This window comes from Mesorhizobium sp. M5C.F.Ca.ET.164.01.1.1, assembly GCF_004792125.1.
In the GTDB taxonomy this organism is placed as follows: Bacteria; Pseudomonadota; Alphaproteobacteria; order Rhizobiales; family Rhizobiaceae; genus Mesorhizobium; species Mesorhizobium wenxiniae.
This window is the reverse complement of the sequence record NZ_SRTG01000002.1, coordinates 676,089-690,852: the sequence shown is the minus strand read 5'-3', so window position 1 is coordinate 690,852 and position 14,764 is coordinate 676,089. Positions and strand designations below refer to the sequence as shown.

General features: G+C 62.2%; 14 protein-coding genes, 1 tRNA gene and 1 pseudogene. 5 read left to right on the top strand and 11 right to left on the bottom strand.

The window, feature by feature from the left end; translation table 11 throughout:
• The 7 genes and pseudogenes from lepB to rpoZ form a co-directional block, all read right to left on the bottom strand.
• Positions 1-750, bottom strand: a complete 750-nt coding sequence (gene lepB / locus EN807_RS19945; protein WP_127313545.1) for a signal peptidase I — start codon at positions 748-750, stop codon at positions 1-3.
• Between the two features lie 77 nt (positions 751-827).
• Positions 828-1,241 carry a holo-ACP synthase gene (gene acpS, locus EN807_RS19940; RefSeq protein WP_127313546.1) on the bottom strand — a complete coding sequence of 138 codons (414 nt, stop codon included), beginning with the start codon at positions 1,239-1,241 and terminating at the stop codon, positions 828-830.
• A gap of 44 nt (positions 1,242-1,285) precedes the next feature.
• Positions 1,286-1,375 (bottom strand): annotated as a pseudogene (locus EN807_RS36670) (DUF2062 domain-containing protein); the annotation flags it as partial.
• 246 nt (positions 1,376-1,621) lie between these two features.
• Positions 1,622-2,002 carry a VOC family protein gene (locus EN807_RS19930; protein ID WP_135936352.1) on the bottom strand — a complete coding sequence of 127 codons (381 nt, stop codon included), beginning with the start codon at positions 2,000-2,002 and terminating at the stop codon, positions 1,622-1,624.
• Between the two features lie 74 nt (positions 2,003-2,076).
• Positions 2,077-2,655, bottom strand: a complete 579-nt coding sequence (gene pyrE, locus EN807_RS19925) for an orotate phosphoribosyltransferase (protein WP_135936351.1) — start codon at positions 2,653-2,655, stop codon at positions 2,077-2,079.
• 31 nt (positions 2,656-2,686) lie between these two features.
• A complete protein-coding gene (locus EN807_RS19920) occupies positions 2,687-4,915 on the bottom strand; it encodes a bifunctional (p)ppGpp synthetase/guanosine-3',5'-bis(diphosphate) 3'-pyrophosphohydrolase (RefSeq protein WP_135936350.1) in 2,229 nt (742 codons plus the stop codon).
• Positions 4,916-5,026: 111 nt separating this feature from the next.
• Entirely contained in the window at positions 5,027-5,428 is a 402-nt protein-coding gene (gene rpoZ, locus EN807_RS19915) for a DNA-directed RNA polymerase subunit omega (protein WP_135936349.1), read from the bottom strand.
• 320 nt (positions 5,429-5,748) lie between these two features.
• On the opposite strand from rpoZ, the gene EN807_RS19910 reads away from it, so the two are divergent.
• Positions 5,749-6,330 (top strand): NYN domain-containing protein, encoded by a 582-nt coding sequence (locus tag EN807_RS19910; protein ID WP_029354483.1) that lies wholly within the window; start codon positions 5,749-5,751, stop codon positions 6,328-6,330.
• Between the two features lie 11 nt (positions 6,331-6,341).
• Entirely contained in the window at positions 6,342-7,004 is a 663-nt protein-coding gene (locus tag EN807_RS19905; protein ID WP_135936348.1) for a uracil-DNA glycosylase, read from the top strand.
• Here EN807_RS19905 and EN807_RS19900 read toward each other — a convergent pair.
• From EN807_RS19900 to dapA, 3 genes are all read right to left on the bottom strand, one after another.
• A complete protein-coding gene (locus tag EN807_RS19900) occupies positions 6,973-7,716 on the bottom strand; it encodes a GH25 family lysozyme (RefSeq protein ID WP_135936347.1) in 744 nt (247 codons plus the stop codon). The two genes, EN807_RS19905 and EN807_RS19900, sit on opposite strands and share 32 nt — an antisense overlap.
• A gap of 28 nt (positions 7,717-7,744) precedes the next feature.
• Positions 7,745-8,224, bottom strand: a complete 480-nt coding sequence (smpB, locus tag EN807_RS19895; RefSeq protein ID WP_006202221.1) for an SsrA-binding protein SmpB — start codon at positions 8,222-8,224, stop codon at positions 7,745-7,747.
• A 239-nt stretch (positions 8,225-8,463) separates the two neighbouring features.
• Positions 8,464-9,345, bottom strand: coding sequence for a 4-hydroxy-tetrahydrodipicolinate synthase (gene dapA, locus EN807_RS19890; protein ID WP_135936346.1), 882 nt, complete (start codon positions 9,343-9,345; stop codon positions 8,464-8,466).
• A 332-nt stretch (positions 9,346-9,677) separates the two neighbouring features.
• Here dapA and EN807_RS19885 point away from each other — a divergent pair, with 332 nt between their 5' ends.
• Together EN807_RS19885 and EN807_RS19880 are read left to right on the top strand one after the other, a co-directional pair.
• Positions 9,678-11,732: a lytic transglycosylase domain-containing protein gene (locus tag EN807_RS19885; RefSeq protein WP_135936345.1), complete on the top strand. Its 2,055-nt coding sequence runs from the start codon at positions 9,678-9,680 to the stop codon at positions 11,730-11,732.
• 321 nt (positions 11,733-12,053) lie between these two features.
• A complete protein-coding gene (locus EN807_RS19880; protein ID WP_135936344.1) occupies positions 12,054-12,950 on the top strand; it encodes an alpha/beta hydrolase in 897 nt (298 codons plus the stop codon).
• 100 nt (positions 12,951-13,050) lie between these two features.
• On the opposite strand, the gene EN807_RS19875 is transcribed toward EN807_RS19880, so the two are convergent.
• Positions 13,051-13,141: transfer RNA gene (locus EN807_RS19875), tRNA-Ser, on the bottom strand.
• A gap of 464 nt (positions 13,142-13,605) precedes the next feature.
• Here EN807_RS19875 and EN807_RS19870 point away from each other — a divergent pair.
• The gene (locus EN807_RS19870; RefSeq protein ID WP_135936343.1) at positions 13,606-14,739 is read left to right on the top strand and encodes a porin; all 1,134 of its coding nucleotides are present in this window, start codon (positions 13,606-13,608) and stop codon (positions 14,737-14,739) included.
• Positions 14,740-14,764: the final 25 nt, after the last annotated feature.

Here is a 14,764-nt window from a genome sequence, read left to right as displayed (position 1 = left end):
CTAATTGACGAAATGGAGCAGGCGCGAAGCGCGCATCAGCGACGGCCATTTCCAGATTTCGAGCGGGCTGGCGCTGCCACCGATCGAGAAGAAAATGAGGTTGGCGCGGCCAACCAGATTGTCGTCGGGCACGAAACCGACGGTGAAGCGGCTGTCCGAGGAATTGTCTCTGTTATCGCCCATCATGAAATAGTGGCCGGGCGGCACGTCGAATTCCTGGGTGTTGTCACCGATCGAGTTGGGTATCAGGTCGAGCGTGTCATAGCTGACACCGTTCGGCAATGTCTCGCGATAGACGTCGACCGGCCCGCTCTCCTCAGTGATGTCGCGATTGTCGATCTGCCCGACCTTCTGGCGTGGCACGCCGACGCCGTTGATGAAGAGCTGGCCCTCCCTGACCTGGATCTTGTCGCCCGGCAGGCCGATGACGCGCTTGATATAGTCGACCGAGGGGTCAGGCGGGAATTTGAACACTGCCACGTCGCCGCGCTTCGGCTCGGCACCCCAGATACGGCCCGAAAAGATGTCCGGCCCGAACGGCAGGGAATAGCGGGAGAAGCCATAGGACCATTTGGTGACGAAGAGGTAGTCGCCTTCGAGCAAGGTCGGCCGCATCGACCCGGACGGGATAGAGAATGGCTGAAAAAGGAGCGTGCGAATGACCAGAGCGAGCAAAAGCGCCTGGACGATGACGCTGACGGTTTCGCCAAGCCCGCCGGATTTCTTCTGAGATTTTTCAGCCACGCTCATGTCGTCCTCGATTATGCGTTGGTTGGTATAGAGTCTCGGCGCGCGCTGGGCAACGTCATGCCCGTGGTCAGATGCAATCAATATGGCGCTTCTTCGACGGGCAACGCCTCGATGATCACAAAGGCTTGAGCAAGCGGAAAATCGTCGGTGATGGTGAGGTGGATCGCCGCTCTGTGGCCTTCAGGCAGGATTTTGTCCAGCTGCGCCGCCGCCCCGCCGGTCAACGCTATGGTCGGCTTGCCGCTGGCCAGGTTGACGACGCCCATGTCGCGCCAGAACACCCCTTGCGCCATACCGGTGCCCAGCGCCTTGGCGCAGGCTTCCTTGGCGGCGAAGCGCTTGGCATATGAGGCGGCGCGGGCGCCGCGGCTTTCGGAGCGGGCCTGTTCTACCTCGGTGTAGATGCGCTGGATGAAGCGCTGGCCATGGCGCTCCAGCGATTTTTCGATGCGTCTGATATCGATCAGGTCGCTGCCGATGCCAATGATCATTCGGCGGGAGCTTCCCGTCCGGCGGTTCCAGCTCTGTCCGCCAGGCGCAGCGAGCGCGGGAAAGAGCGGCGTGGCCACAGATAGATACGTATCCGCTCGAGAAAACCATCAGGCTTGCGGCGTCGAAAAAGCACTCTGTTCCTGTCCTGATATCCAAAGCTGCCGCTCCGACCATCCTGGGCCGGGCGCGACAGCTACATCTTGCGCGAAAGGCAACAACGACCTTGATATAGCGATACGCTGGCCGCAGAACAACCGTAGCTGCATGCCGTCCGCTGCTGTCGCCTGCGGGACCGGCGTTTCGCCACTCCGGACACAGTGTGATCGCGACGGATTTGAGGAGGAGAGTTCGCCGCAGAATCGGCAGCAACTCCAGCTATCTACAGCCCATACTCGCTAACCTCGACGAGATTGCCGTCCGGGTCGCGGAAATAGACCGACATCATCGGGCCACGGGCGCCGATCCGCTCGACCGGCCCGACTTCAACGCCAACGCCGTTGGCCGCCAGGCTGGCGCATATCTCCGAGAGCGGACGAGCGGCGACCAGGCAGAAATCCGCGGAGCCCGGAGTCGGCGCCTTGGCCTTGGGCTCGAAGGTGCGCCCGACTTCATGCACATTGATCTTTTGCGTTCCAAACAGCAGCGCCGTCGGCCGGTCCGGCTCGTCGAGGCGCTTGAAGCCGAGCACGCGCTGATAGAAGGCGCAGGTGTCTTCGACGGAGCGAACCGTCAGCACGAAATGATCGATGCCTGCAATCACGACTGCGCCTCAGTTAACGTTGTTTTATGCATGTCGTTGTCCCAAAACCGCTGCGCACTTTTGGGCGATATGCATCAGATATTGCGGCTGCCCGGTTTGATGGCCGGTATGGCGGCGAGCTCGGGCGGCAGCCTGTCGGCTGGGTAGGCCGGAACCTCGTATTCGGCGAGCGCGATCAGCGGCACGCCGACATCGGCCTTGCCGGCCGAGCGGTCGATGATGCAGGCAGCGGCAACGACCTCGGCGTCAAGCGCGCGCAGGCAGTCAACGGTCTCGCGGACCGACAGGCCGGTGGTGACTATGTCCTCGACGATGACGACGCGCGAACCCTTGGCGATCTCGAAGCGGCGGAGCCTGAACTCGCCCCCTTCCCGCTCGACCCAGATCGCCGGTGCGCCAAGATGGCGCGAGGTCTCGTAGGCCGGGATCAGCCCGCCGATCGCCGGACCGACGACATAATCGATCCTGCCGGACACAGCAGCGCGGATCTTCTCGGCCAGCGCCTTGCACAGGCGCTCGGTCTTGTCGGCATGCATGAAGACCCGCGCCTTCTGCAGGAAGACCGGGCTTCGCAAGCCCGACGTCAGGATGAAATGCCCTTCGAGAACGGCACCGGCTTCACGGAAAATGCCCAGCACTTCGTCGGTGTTCATCTCTGCCTTGTCTCCAGCACGCTGGTGAGTTCTAGCCGTTCACGCGCCGCGCATCGCTGACGCTCGAATTGTCCTTGAGCTGCGACAGCAGCCGGTTCAGGTGCTTCAGGTCCCAGACTTCGAGATCGATCAGCATTTCGGTGAAATCGGGCGCGGTGCGCACCATCGACAATGTATGGATGTTGGCGTCGTTGGATGCAACGACCTGCGCGATGTCGGCCAGTGAACCCGGCGCGTTGATGGCGGTAACCGAGACTCGCGCCGGAAACCGTTCCTTCGTGCGTTCGTCTATGTCCCAGCGCACGTCGATCCAGCGTTCGGGCTGGTCGTCGAAGGCCTGCAGCGCCGGCGACTGGATCGGATAGATGGTGATGCCGGTTCCCGGCTGCACGATCCCGACAATGCGGTCGCCGGGCACAGCACCTTCCGGCGCGAAGCGCACCGGCAGGTCGCCGCGGACGCCGCGGATCGGCACGGCGCCGTCCTTTGGCTGGTCCTTGTCCTTGCGTGCCGCGCGGCCCGGAATCTGGAACAGCATGCCGGCGGCGTTGCGGATCTTCGACCAGCCCTCCTCGCGCTGCTTGGGCGCGGCCAGCATAACGCGCTCGTCCTTGTAGTCGGGAAACACCGCCTTCATGACATCGGTGGAGGCAAGTTCGCCGCGGCCGACAGAGGCCAGCACATCCTCGATGTCCTTGCGCGCCAGCCGATGCAGCACCGACTTCAGGCTCTCCTTGGTAAAGATCTTTCCGGACCGTTCGAAGGCGCGTTCCAGTATGCGGATACCGAGACCCGAATACTGCTTGCGGATGGCATTCTTGGTGGCGCGCCGGATCGCCGAGCGCGCCTTGCCGGTGACGACGACCGACTCCCACGCCGCCGGGGGCACCTGCGCCTTGGAGCGGATGATCTCAACTTCATCGCCATTCTTCAGCTCGGTCATCAGCGGCATGATGCGACCGTTGACCTTGGCGCCGACGCAGGTGTCGCCGACATCGGTGTGCACGGCGTAGGCGAAGTCGATCGGCGTGGCGCCGCGCGGCAGCGCGATCAGCATGCCTTTGGGCGTGAAGCAGAACACCTGGTCCTGGAACAGTTCCAGCTTGGTGTTTTCGAGGAAGTCCTCGGGATTGTCGCCTTCGGCAAGCTGCTCGATGGTGCGCCGCAGCCAGGCATAGGCGTTGGTCTCCTTCGAGATCGCGTGGGCAGTGCCGTTCATCTTGCCGCCGCTGTCCTTGTAGATCGAATGCGCGGCAACGCCATATTCGGCGATCTTGTTCATCTGATAGGTGCGTATCTGCAACTCGACGCGCTGGCGCGACGGTCCGACGATGGTGGTGTGGATGGAACGGTAGTCGTTCTGCTTCGGCGTCGAGATGTAGTCTTTGAAGCGGCCTGGCACCATCGACCATGTCGTGTGGATGGCGCCGAGCGCCCGGTAGCAGTCCTCGACGGTATCGACGACGACGCGAAAGCCGAAAATGTCGGATAGCTGCTCGAAGGACAGCGCCTTGGCCTCCATCTTGCGGAACACAGACCACGGCTTCTTCTGGCGGCTCTTGACCTCGGCCTTGATGGCATATTTCTCGAACAGCGTGGACAGCGCCCTCTCGATCTCGGACAGCACATCCTTGTTGCGTTCGAAGATTTCGGCGAGCCGCGCGGTGACGGCGCGGTAGGCTTCCGGATTGATGAAGCGGAAGGCGATCTCCTCGAGCTCCTCGCGCATGCCTTGCATGCCCATGCGCCCGGCCAGCGGCGCATAGATATCCATCGTCTCCTCGGCGATGCGCAGGCGCTTGGCTTCGGGCACATGGTCGAGCGTGCGCATGTTGTGCAAGCGGTCGGCAAGCTTGACCAGCAGCACGCGAACGTCTTCCGAGATCGCCAGCAAGAGCTTGCGCAGGTTTTCAGCCTGCTCGGCCTTTTTTGAGACGAGGTCGAGTTTCTTCAGCTTGGTCAGGCCTTCGACCAGCTTGCCCATTTCCGGACCGAACAGCTCGTCGATCTCGGCCCTGGTCGCCGTGGTATCCTCGATCGTGTCGTGCAGCAGGGCAACCGCGATGGTCGCCTCATCCATGTGCATTTCGGTGAGGATGGCGGCGACTTCGAGCGGATGCGAGAAATAGGGATCGCCGGAGGCGCGCTTCTGGTGACCATGCTTCTGCATGGCGTAGACATAGGCCTTGTTGAGCAGCGCCTCGTTGACGTCAGGCTTGTAGCGCTGGACGCGCTCGACAAGCTCATACTGACGCATCATAGGCGGGATCTCGCAGTGCTGAAACGAATCATGCGCCGCACTGGCGTACGGCGCATGTCATAGATAACCACGAAACCGCCGACGCGAAAGTGTCGGCAGCCGTTGCGAAGATCAATAGTCGTCGCTTTTTTCCGGCGGCACCAGACCTTCGATGCCGGCCAGGAGATCTTCTTCGGTCATGCGGTCGAAGGTGATGTTTTCCTCGGTGTCGTCGGCATCGGTTGCCGCAGCGGCGGTACCGGTCTGGTCGGCGATCGCCTCGCCATCGGCTTCCGGCTCGTCGACCTCGACATGCTTCTGCAGCGAGTGGATCAGGTCTTCCTTGAGGTCGTCGGGCGACAATGTCTCCTCGGCGATCTCGCGCAGCGCGATGACCGGATTCTTGTCGTTGTCACGAGGAACGGTGATCTGCGCGCCCTGGCTGATCTGACGGGCGCGGTGGCCGGCCAGAAGCACGAGCTCGAAGCGGTTGTCGACCTTGTCGATGCAATCTTCAACGGTTACACGGGCCATGAGCTGCCCCTTTCATGCCTGGATTTGATGGAAAACAGGCGCGGTCCATAACCCGAACGCCGCCAAAATACAAGCTTTTTGGCAGTATCAGTCCGGGGCCAGGTCCGGATCAAGTCCGGGGCCGGCCAAGGCGAGGTCTGGACGCGCGCCGCCTGCGACGATACGGCACCGATCACAATTGCTTGCTATGCAGCATCATACCCTTGGATTGCCGTAAAACCGGCGTTATCTCGAATGACGAAGGTCAGCCGGTTATTTCAAGCCGACCGATAGTCACGCGCATTTAGACGACCGCTTATTTTCGAAAAGGAATATTTTCCATGTTCGATCCTCGTGAAAAAATCGCTCTTTTCATCGACGGTGCCAATCTTTACGCAACATCGCGCGCCCTCGGCTTCGATATCGACTACCGCAGGCTTTTGTCGAGCTTCCAGAAGCGCGGCTATCTGCTGCGTGCTTACTACTACACCGCGCTGGTCGAGGATCAGGAATACTCCTCGATCCGGCCGCTGATCGACTGGCTCGACTATAACGGCTTCAAGGTGGTGACAAAGCCGGCCAAGGAATTCACCGACTCGACCGGCCGCCGCAAGATCAAGGGCAATATGGACATCGAGTTGACCGTGGATGCGCTGGAACTTGCCGATGTCGTCGACCACTATGTCATCTTTTCCGGCGACGGCGATTTCCGCACGCTGGTCGAGGCGCTGCAGCGGCGCGGGCGCAAGGTGTCGATCGTCTCGACCATGGCCTCGCAGCCGCCGATGATTTCCGACGATCTGCGCCGCCAGGCCGACCATTTCATCGATCTGATGACGCTGAAGAACGAAGTCGGCCGTGATCCGTCCGAGCGGCCGGTGCGCCGGCCCGAGCCGGCTGAAGTCGACGAGGACGACTTTTGACGGCGGGGGTCTTGACCGCCCCCCTGGTCGCCTCCCCCGAGCCCGATCGCGACTGCCCGCTCTGCCCGCGGCTGCACGATTTTATCGCGCAATGGCGACAGCGCGAGCCGTCCTGGTTCAATGCGCCGGTGCCGACCTTCCTTCCGCCCGAGGGCGAGGATGCGGTGCGGCTGCTGATCGTCGGACTGGCGCCGGGCCTGCGTGGGGCGAACCGTACCGGACGACCCTTCACCGGCGACTATGCCGGCGACCTGCTCTACAGCACGCTGATCGCACATGGTTTTGCTCGCGGCCAATTCAAGGCGCGGCCCGATGACGGGCTGGAGCTTGTCGGCACGGCGATCACCAATGCGGTGCGCTGCGTGCCGCCGGACAACAAGCCGGTCGGCGCCGAGATTGCCACCTGCCGGACGTTCCTGGTGCCGACGATCGCGCGGTTCAAGAACCTGCGCGCCGTGCTGGCGCTGGGCTCGATCGCGCACCAGTCGACGGTGCGGGCGCTCGGCCAACGTGTTGCCGCTTATCCGTTCAAGCATGGCGGGCAGCAGCAAACCAATGGCGTGACGCTATTTTCCAGCTATCACTGCTCGCGCTACAACACCAACACCGGCGTGCTCACGGAAGCGATGTTTGTCAACGTCTTCAGGGATATAGCGGCGTTTCTGGAGAGATAGATTCGGGCGGAGGCGCAAACAGCTCGGCCAATTTCTCCTGCCCGCCCTGAAGGACATTCAGATCGACATCGCCGCTGATGCCGTCGACGCGACCGCTGTCGTGGTACTGCCAATAGATCCAGTCGTCATGACCTGGCCATAGCGCCAGCGAACGCACCCAGTGCGGGCGGCCGGCGATCTGGGCGGCATAGACCCGTGCCGCCTCGTCGGTCACATAGAGGATCGCCGTCTTGCCGAAAGCTGCCTCGACAGGACCGAGGAAAGCCGAGAGTTCAATACTCAATTCCTCAGGCGATGGCCGCCGCGGACAATTGCCGACGAACTCGATGTCAACCACCGGCGGCAGCAGCGGTTGATTGCGCGGTACGACAGAGATGAAATTCTTCGCCTGATCGGCGCCAGGCCTGCAGAAGGTGAAGAAATGATAGGCACCCACCGCCAGACCGGCCGCACGGGCCTCACCGAGATTGGCGGCGAAGGCATCGTCGACATGGTCACCGCCCTCGGTCGCCTTGATGACGGCGAAGGCGACATCGTCGCTGGCAACACGCTGCCAGTCGATCTGCCGCTGGTGATGGGAAACGTCGATGCCCCTGACCGGATATTTGCCGCGGTCCGGAGAAAACGGATGGAAGTAGAAATAACCGGCGGCCGCGACGAGGCATGCCAGGATCAGGCTGGCCGCACCCCAAAGGACGATCCGGTTCTTCATCCGGTCCTTCAAAAGAGTGGCTCCCAGCCTACCCACGCTCCTTCAGCAGCCGGCCCTTCTCGCGCGACCAGTCGCGCTGCTTTTCGGTCTCGCGCTTGTCATGCAATTTCTTGCCGCGGCCGACGGCGAGTAAAAGCTTCGCCCGGCCCTGGTCGTTGAAATAGATTTTCAGCGGCACCAGCGTCATGCCTTCGCGATCGACACTCTGCGACAGCTTGGCCATCTCGCGCTTGTTGAGCAGGAGTTTGCGGCGCCGGCGCGGCTCGTGGTTGAAGCGGTTGGCCTGCAGGTATTCCGGCAAATAGGAGTTGATCAGCCAGATCTCGCCGCCCTCGACCGAGGCGTAGCTGTCCTGGATGTTGGCCTGGCCCTGGCGCAGCGACTTCACCTCGGTGCCGGTCAGCACCAGGCCGGCCTCGATCGTGTCGAGCACCTCATAGGAAAACCGCGCCTTGCGGTTTTCCGCAACGGTCTTGTTGTTGGGATCGGCTTTTCTGACTTGATTCATGACGCCTAGAGTCCGTTTCGAAACTCGCTCCTGCGAGTCAGATGATGGTGGCACCAGAGCGCCGCGCGTTTTTCAAACGCGCAAAGGACGCTCTGGAAACCTGCATGGCCCTTTCCGAAAGCGAAGTGCTTTCGGGACCGTGCGCGGACCGGAGCGGAGCGTACATATAGTACGTGAGCACCGGAAACGCAGGTGACGCCTTCAGATGGCCGCAGGAGTAGAGTTTCCAAACGGGCTCGCTAATTAATCAAGCCGGCGTGCTTCATGGCCGCATCGATCTTTTCGGCGGTCGACTGCTCGACGGCGACCAGCGGCGAACGCAGCACGTTCTCGACCTTGCCGAGCTTCGACAGCGCATATTTCGCGCCGGACACGCCGGGCTCCAGGAAAATCGCCTTGTGCAGCGGCAGCAACCGGTCCTGCAAGTCCAGCGCCTTGGCGTTCTCACCGGAAAGCGTCGCCTCCTGGAATTCGGCGCACAGCCGCGGCGCGACATTCGCCGTTACCGAGATGCAGCCGACGCCGCCATGGGCGTTGAAGCCGAGCGCCGAGGCATCCTCGCCGGAAAGCTGGATGAAATCCTTGCCGCAGGTCGCGCGCTGCTCGGAAACCCGCTCGACCTTGCCGGTGGCATCCTTGACGCCGATGATGTTCCTGAAGTCACGCACCAGCTCGCCCATCGTCTCGGGCGTCATGTCGATCACCGAGCGCGGCGGAATGTTGTAGATGATGATCGGCAGGCTGGTCGCCTTGGCGACGGCGGCGAAATGCGCGTAGAGACCGCGCTGCGTCGGCTTGTTGTAGTAAGGCGTGACGACGAGTGCAGCGTCGGCGCCCGCCTTCTCGGCATATTGCACCAGGCCAACCGCCTCTTCTGTGTTGTTGGAGCCGGCGCCGGCGACGACCGGAGCGCGGCCCTTGGCGACCTCGATGCACACTCTGACGACGTGGCGGTGCTCGTCATGCGACAGCGTCGGCGACTCGCCGGTGGTGCCGACCGGAACCAGACCGGTCGTGCCTTCGGCGATCTGCCAGGCAACGAGAGCGCGAAAGGCTTTCTCGTCGAAACGGCCGCTCTTTTCGAACGGTGTCACGAGCGCGGTAAGCGAGCCTCTCAGCATGTCGTCCAACTCCCTGGGACTAGCGCATGACCCCGAAAATCGGAGTCGATTTTCGCTGGGGATCATGCGCCAAATTTAAAGTGCTACAGCGTGCTTTGCGCGTTTGAGACGACGCACGGCGCTGTAGGTGTTTTGTCGTGCGCGCCTTCTAGCCGAAAGCGAAGCGGCGCACCATAGTCTCGACACTGTTGCGCGGCAAGCATGGTGGTAGTGCCAGCAAGCGCAATTTGAAAGGCCTCGATAGCCTTGTTTACGGGCTCTTCATCACAGCCAACTAGGCTTCGGTTGATCTGTGCCTGTTGGTAATGTGTAGACAGGAAATGATGAAGACCATGCCGACCAGGCAGCCTCATTTTTTTGCGCTGCTTGGCGCAATTCTCCTGCTGACGCCGAGCCTTGTAGCCGCCGGTAAAGTCGATGTGCGGGTCACCTCGGCCATTCCGATGCCAAACCTGCAGGATGCGGGCCTGCCGGATACGGGCCTGCCGGATACGGGATCTTCATCCGCCAGTGTCGCCAGGCTGAAAAGCGGCCTCGATGCGCTGGCGGGAAACGACATTGCCGGTGCGCGTCAAGCGCGCGAAACCCTGCCGGTCAATTCGCTCGACCGGCACATCCTTGCCTGGGCGATCGCGCTCTATGGCGGCGACAAGGTGCCAAGCGGCGACATCGCCGATGCCGCCAAGATGTTGCCGAACTGGCCGGGCATGATCGCCTTGCGCAAGAACAGCGAGCGCGCGCTCTATCGCGAGAACCCCGCGCCTGAGATCGTGGTGCAGGCATTCGGCGGCAGCCAGCCGCAAACAGTCGAGGGCGTGGTGATCCTCGCCCGCTCCTATGTGTCGCTAGGCAACGTCAAGGCGGCGCGCTCTGTGCTATCGCCTTTCTGGCGCACCGAAAAACTGGAAGCCAAGGACGAAGCGGCGATCATCCAGGAATTCGGCAAGCTCATCGCCGCCGCCGACCACAGCTTTCGCATGGAGCGTATGTTCTATGGCGACCGGGTCAATTCCGCGCTGCGCGTCGCCGGCCTTGCCGGCGCCCAACAGCTGGCCGATGCCTGGGCAGCGGCGGACAGGGGCGACAAGAAAGCGGCCAAACTGCTGAAGGCGGTGCCCGCTGCGCAGCGTTCGGCCGGCTATCTCTTCGCGCAAGCCCAATATCTACGCAAGCAGCAGAAGTTTTCCGACGCCGCCGCAGTGATGATGAAGGCGCCGAGCGACCGCAGCGCACTGATCGATCCGGATGCCTGGTGGGCCGAGCGCCGGGTGCTGTCGCGCGAACTGGTCGACCAGGGCGACATGAAGACCGCCTACAAAATAGTCGCAGCACACGCCGCCGAAAGTGCTGCCAACGCAGCGGATGCGGAGTTTCATGCCGGCTGGTACGCGCTGCGCGGCCTCAACGAGCCCAACACCGCTGCCAGGCATTTCGCGCGGATCGCCGGTCTCGCCCAGGGGCCGATCTCGCTGTCGCGCGCCTATTACTGGCTCGGCCGTGCGGCCGAAGCCGGCGGTCCCGGCAGCGCGAAGGATAATTTCACCCGTGCCGCTGGTTACGGCACGACCTTTTACGGCCAGCTCGCCGGTGAGCGCGTCGGCCGGCAAGTCCTCAACATCGCCCATCCGCAGCCGAGCGCCGCCGATCAGCGGAATTTCGCCAATCGCGAGGCGGTCAGCGCCATCAAGCGGCTGCAGGAGGCGGGCTATGAGCGCTACGCCGACACGCTTTATCGCGACCTCGCCGGGCAGTTGACCAGTCCCGGAGAGCTGGCGCTGCTGGCCGCGATGGCGGAAAAGCAGGGCAATCACTTCCTGGCGTTCAAAGTCGGCAAGATCGCCGGCGCGCGCGGCATCGATGTCGGGGCGCTGTCGCATCCGCTCGGCGTCATTCCCGAGACCGCCAACATTTCCGGCTCCGGCAAGGCGCTGGCCTATGCGATCGCCCGCCAGGAAAGCGAGTTCAATATCGGCGCCGTCTCCAGCGCCGGCGCACGCGGGCTGTTGCAGCTGATGCCGGGGACCGCCAGGCAATTGGCGAAGAAGGCCGGAATGACCTTCTCGCAGGCGCGACTGACCACTGACGCCGGCTACAATGCGACCTTGGGCGCCGCCTTCCTCGGCGAGCAGCTCGGCCGCTTCGACGGTTCCTATGTACTGACCTTCGCCGGCTACAATGCCGGCCCCAACCGCGCCGCCCAGTGGGTGGCTAGATATGGCGATCCGCGCGGCAAGGACATCGACGCGGTAGTCGACTGGATCGAGCGGATTCCTTATACGGAAACAAGAAGTTACGTCCAGCGCGTGATGGAGAATTACGAAGTCTACAAGATGCGCATTTCCGGCAAGTACGATATCGTTGGAGATTTGGTGAACGGGCGGAGTTGAAGAGCGTCGACGGCGTTCGAGATTGGCGAATGCGTCGATGACGGCCAATCTCCCCCTCGTGGGGGAGATGTCCGGCAGGACAGAGGGGGCGCTGTCCCGCCGACATTCCAGCCCATCGCAGCCGTGCCCTCGGGATAGCTCTCGACGGGCTCTCAATGTGAACCGAACGCTGACGATCCTTCACGCCCCCCTCTGCCCTGCCGGGCATCTCCCCCACGAGGGGGGAGATTGGCAGCTTGGCCGTTCCGCCCTCGATTGACCACCCCGCCCCTCGCCTGTAGCAGTCGAGACGATCCGGCAACGGCGAGGAATCGCGTCCAAATGACGAGCACCGAAGGTTTTTCCGATTTCTTCTACGCCTCGCCGGACGGGCTGCAACTTCACGCCCGTGTCTACGGCGAAGCGAATTCCGAACACTGGCCCGTCGTCTGCCTGCCTGGCCTGACCCGCAATTGCCGCGATTTTCATGAGCTGGCGCTGCACCTGTCGCGACGGGCGGAAGGTTCGCGAAAAATTGTTGCTTTCGACTACCGCGGACGCGGGCAATCCGTCTACGACCCCGATATCGGCCATTACAATATCGGCGTTGAAGCCGGTGATATCCTCGCCGGGCTGGCGGCGCTGAGCATCGAGGCGGCAGCGTTCATCGGCACGTCGCGTGGCGGGCTGATCATCCATGTGCTCGGCACGATGCGGCCAGCGGTCCTTAAAGCCGTCGTCCTCAACGACATCGGCCCGGTGGTCGAGGCTAGCGGTCTCGCCTATATCCGCTCCTATCTCGAGCAGACACCAAAGCCGAAAACCCATGCCGAGGCGATCGGCGCCCAGTGCGGCGCGCATGGCAGCGACTTTCCAGCTCTGACCGAGGCGGATTGGGAGCGGATGGTATCGGCCCTCTACCGAGAGACGGATGAGGGGCTGGTGCCGGATTTCGACCCGAAGCTGGTCGATACGCTGGCGGGTCTCGATCTTACTCAGCCACTGGCAGATCTGTGGCCGCAGTTCGAGGCGCTGGCGGCCATACCCTTGCTCGCCATACGCGGCGCCAATTCGAAGCTGCTTTCCGCCGAGACGCTCGAACAGATGCGAAAGCACCCTTGTGTCGAGACGATTACGGTCGAGGGCCAGGGCCATGCGCCCTTCCTCGAGACCGGCGGCCTGCCCGGTGCCATCGCCGCTTTTCTGGACAGGGCCGAGCAACGCATCGGCTCGAGCTAATGCTCGAGGACTGAGGAATTTATTTGAGGCAGTGCCGCAGCGCATCCTGCTTTCGCGGAAAGGGGGACTTGTCCTGCGAAGCGCGCAGCGCGAAGCAGGATGGCGGAGAGGATGGGATTCGAACCCACGAGAAGCTTTTGACCTCTACTCCCTTAGCAGGGGAGCGCCTTCGACCACTCGGCCACCTCTCCGTTGCGCCGGTGGATAAAGAAAAGCGCCGGCACAATCAACAAGCCGGCGCGATTATCATTGAAAAAACCGGCTTCCGCCAAAACGGCGCTTTCGCCATGCGGCGATTCTGCGGCAATCCCTCGGCCGGCGACTCACGACATCGTCGCAATTCCGGCAGGCAATTGTCGGAATCGGCCGGATTGCAAAGGGCTCGCCCAAGGGTTTCCGATAGCTCAATGGTTAACGGGAGCTTTCCGAGTGAGGCCAAATCGTGTCATTTGTGCAACAAGGCAGGGGGATAGCGCCTGCACAGACCTTTCGCCGGTGCGATGGTGGTTGAACGCCGCCGCCTCATGGGTAATGTCGAATTCGAAGGAGCGGCGCGGTGCGCATCTTTTTCGGTAGTGGGGATGGGGCAGGGAACGCTGTCCTTCAGCAAAGAATACCCAGACCCGTTTTTTAACTTTTGACTGGAGGTCAGAAAATGAACATCAAGAGCCTTCTTCTTGGCTCCGCTGCGGCACTGGTCGCAGTTTCCGGTGCGCGCGCCGCCGACGCCGTCGTCGTTGCCGAGCCGGAACCCGCAGAATACGTCCGCATCTGTGACGTCTACGGCGCCGGCTACTTCTACATCCCCGGCACCGAAACCTGCCTGCGCATCGGCGGCTATGTCCGCTACGACATCGGCGTCGGCGACGTCGGCACATTCACCGGTGCGGGGACCGTCGACCACGAGGACGGCGACGATCAGGATACCTACTGGAAGCGTGCTCGCTTCGCGCTGAAGACCTGGACCGGCCAGGAAACCGAGCTCGGCACGTTGAAGACGTACACCGAGACCCGCTTCAACTTCCGCAACACCCAAGGCGATACATCTCCGTACCTCAACGAAGCCTACGACAGAGGCGTTTCGCTGAACTTCGCCTGGATCCAGCTCGGTGGGCTGCGCGTCGGTAAGGACGAATCGGCCTTCGATACGTTTATCGGCTACGCCGGCAATGTCATGAACGATACGCTGGTTCCCTACGGCGGCTTCGACACCAACGTCGTCCAGTACTATTTCGACGCCGGCAACGGTTTCTCCGCCGTGGTTTCGCTCGAACAAGGTTACGGCGACTTCACGATCGACAGCTACGTCCCGCATGTCGTCGGCGGTGTGAAGTGGACGCAGGGCTGGGGCGCGATCACCGGCGTCATTGCTTACGACAGCAACTATGAAGAAGTGGCCGGCAAGGTTCGCCTCGACGTCACCCCGATGGAGAACCTGTCGCTGTTCATCATGGCCGGGTATGGCACGGACGACAACTACACGGATGGCGGCTTCGCAATCCCCGCCGCCGGCCGCGGCATGTACAAGCTGTGGAGCGGCAATTGGGCAGTCTGGGGCGGTGGCACCTTCACCATCAACGAGAAGACCTCGTTCAACACCCAGATATCGTATGACGAGGGCGAAAACCTCGGCGTCGTGGCGAACATCGCCTACGATATCGTCCCCGGCCTGACGATCACGGCTGAAGCCTCCTACTTCCATCTTGGTGATGAGAGCGTCAGCAACTGGACCGGTGCCGATGACGACGACAACTTCGGCGGCCAGCTCCGCTTCCAGCGCTCGTTCTAATCAGCAGCGTTTGACTGAACTCGAA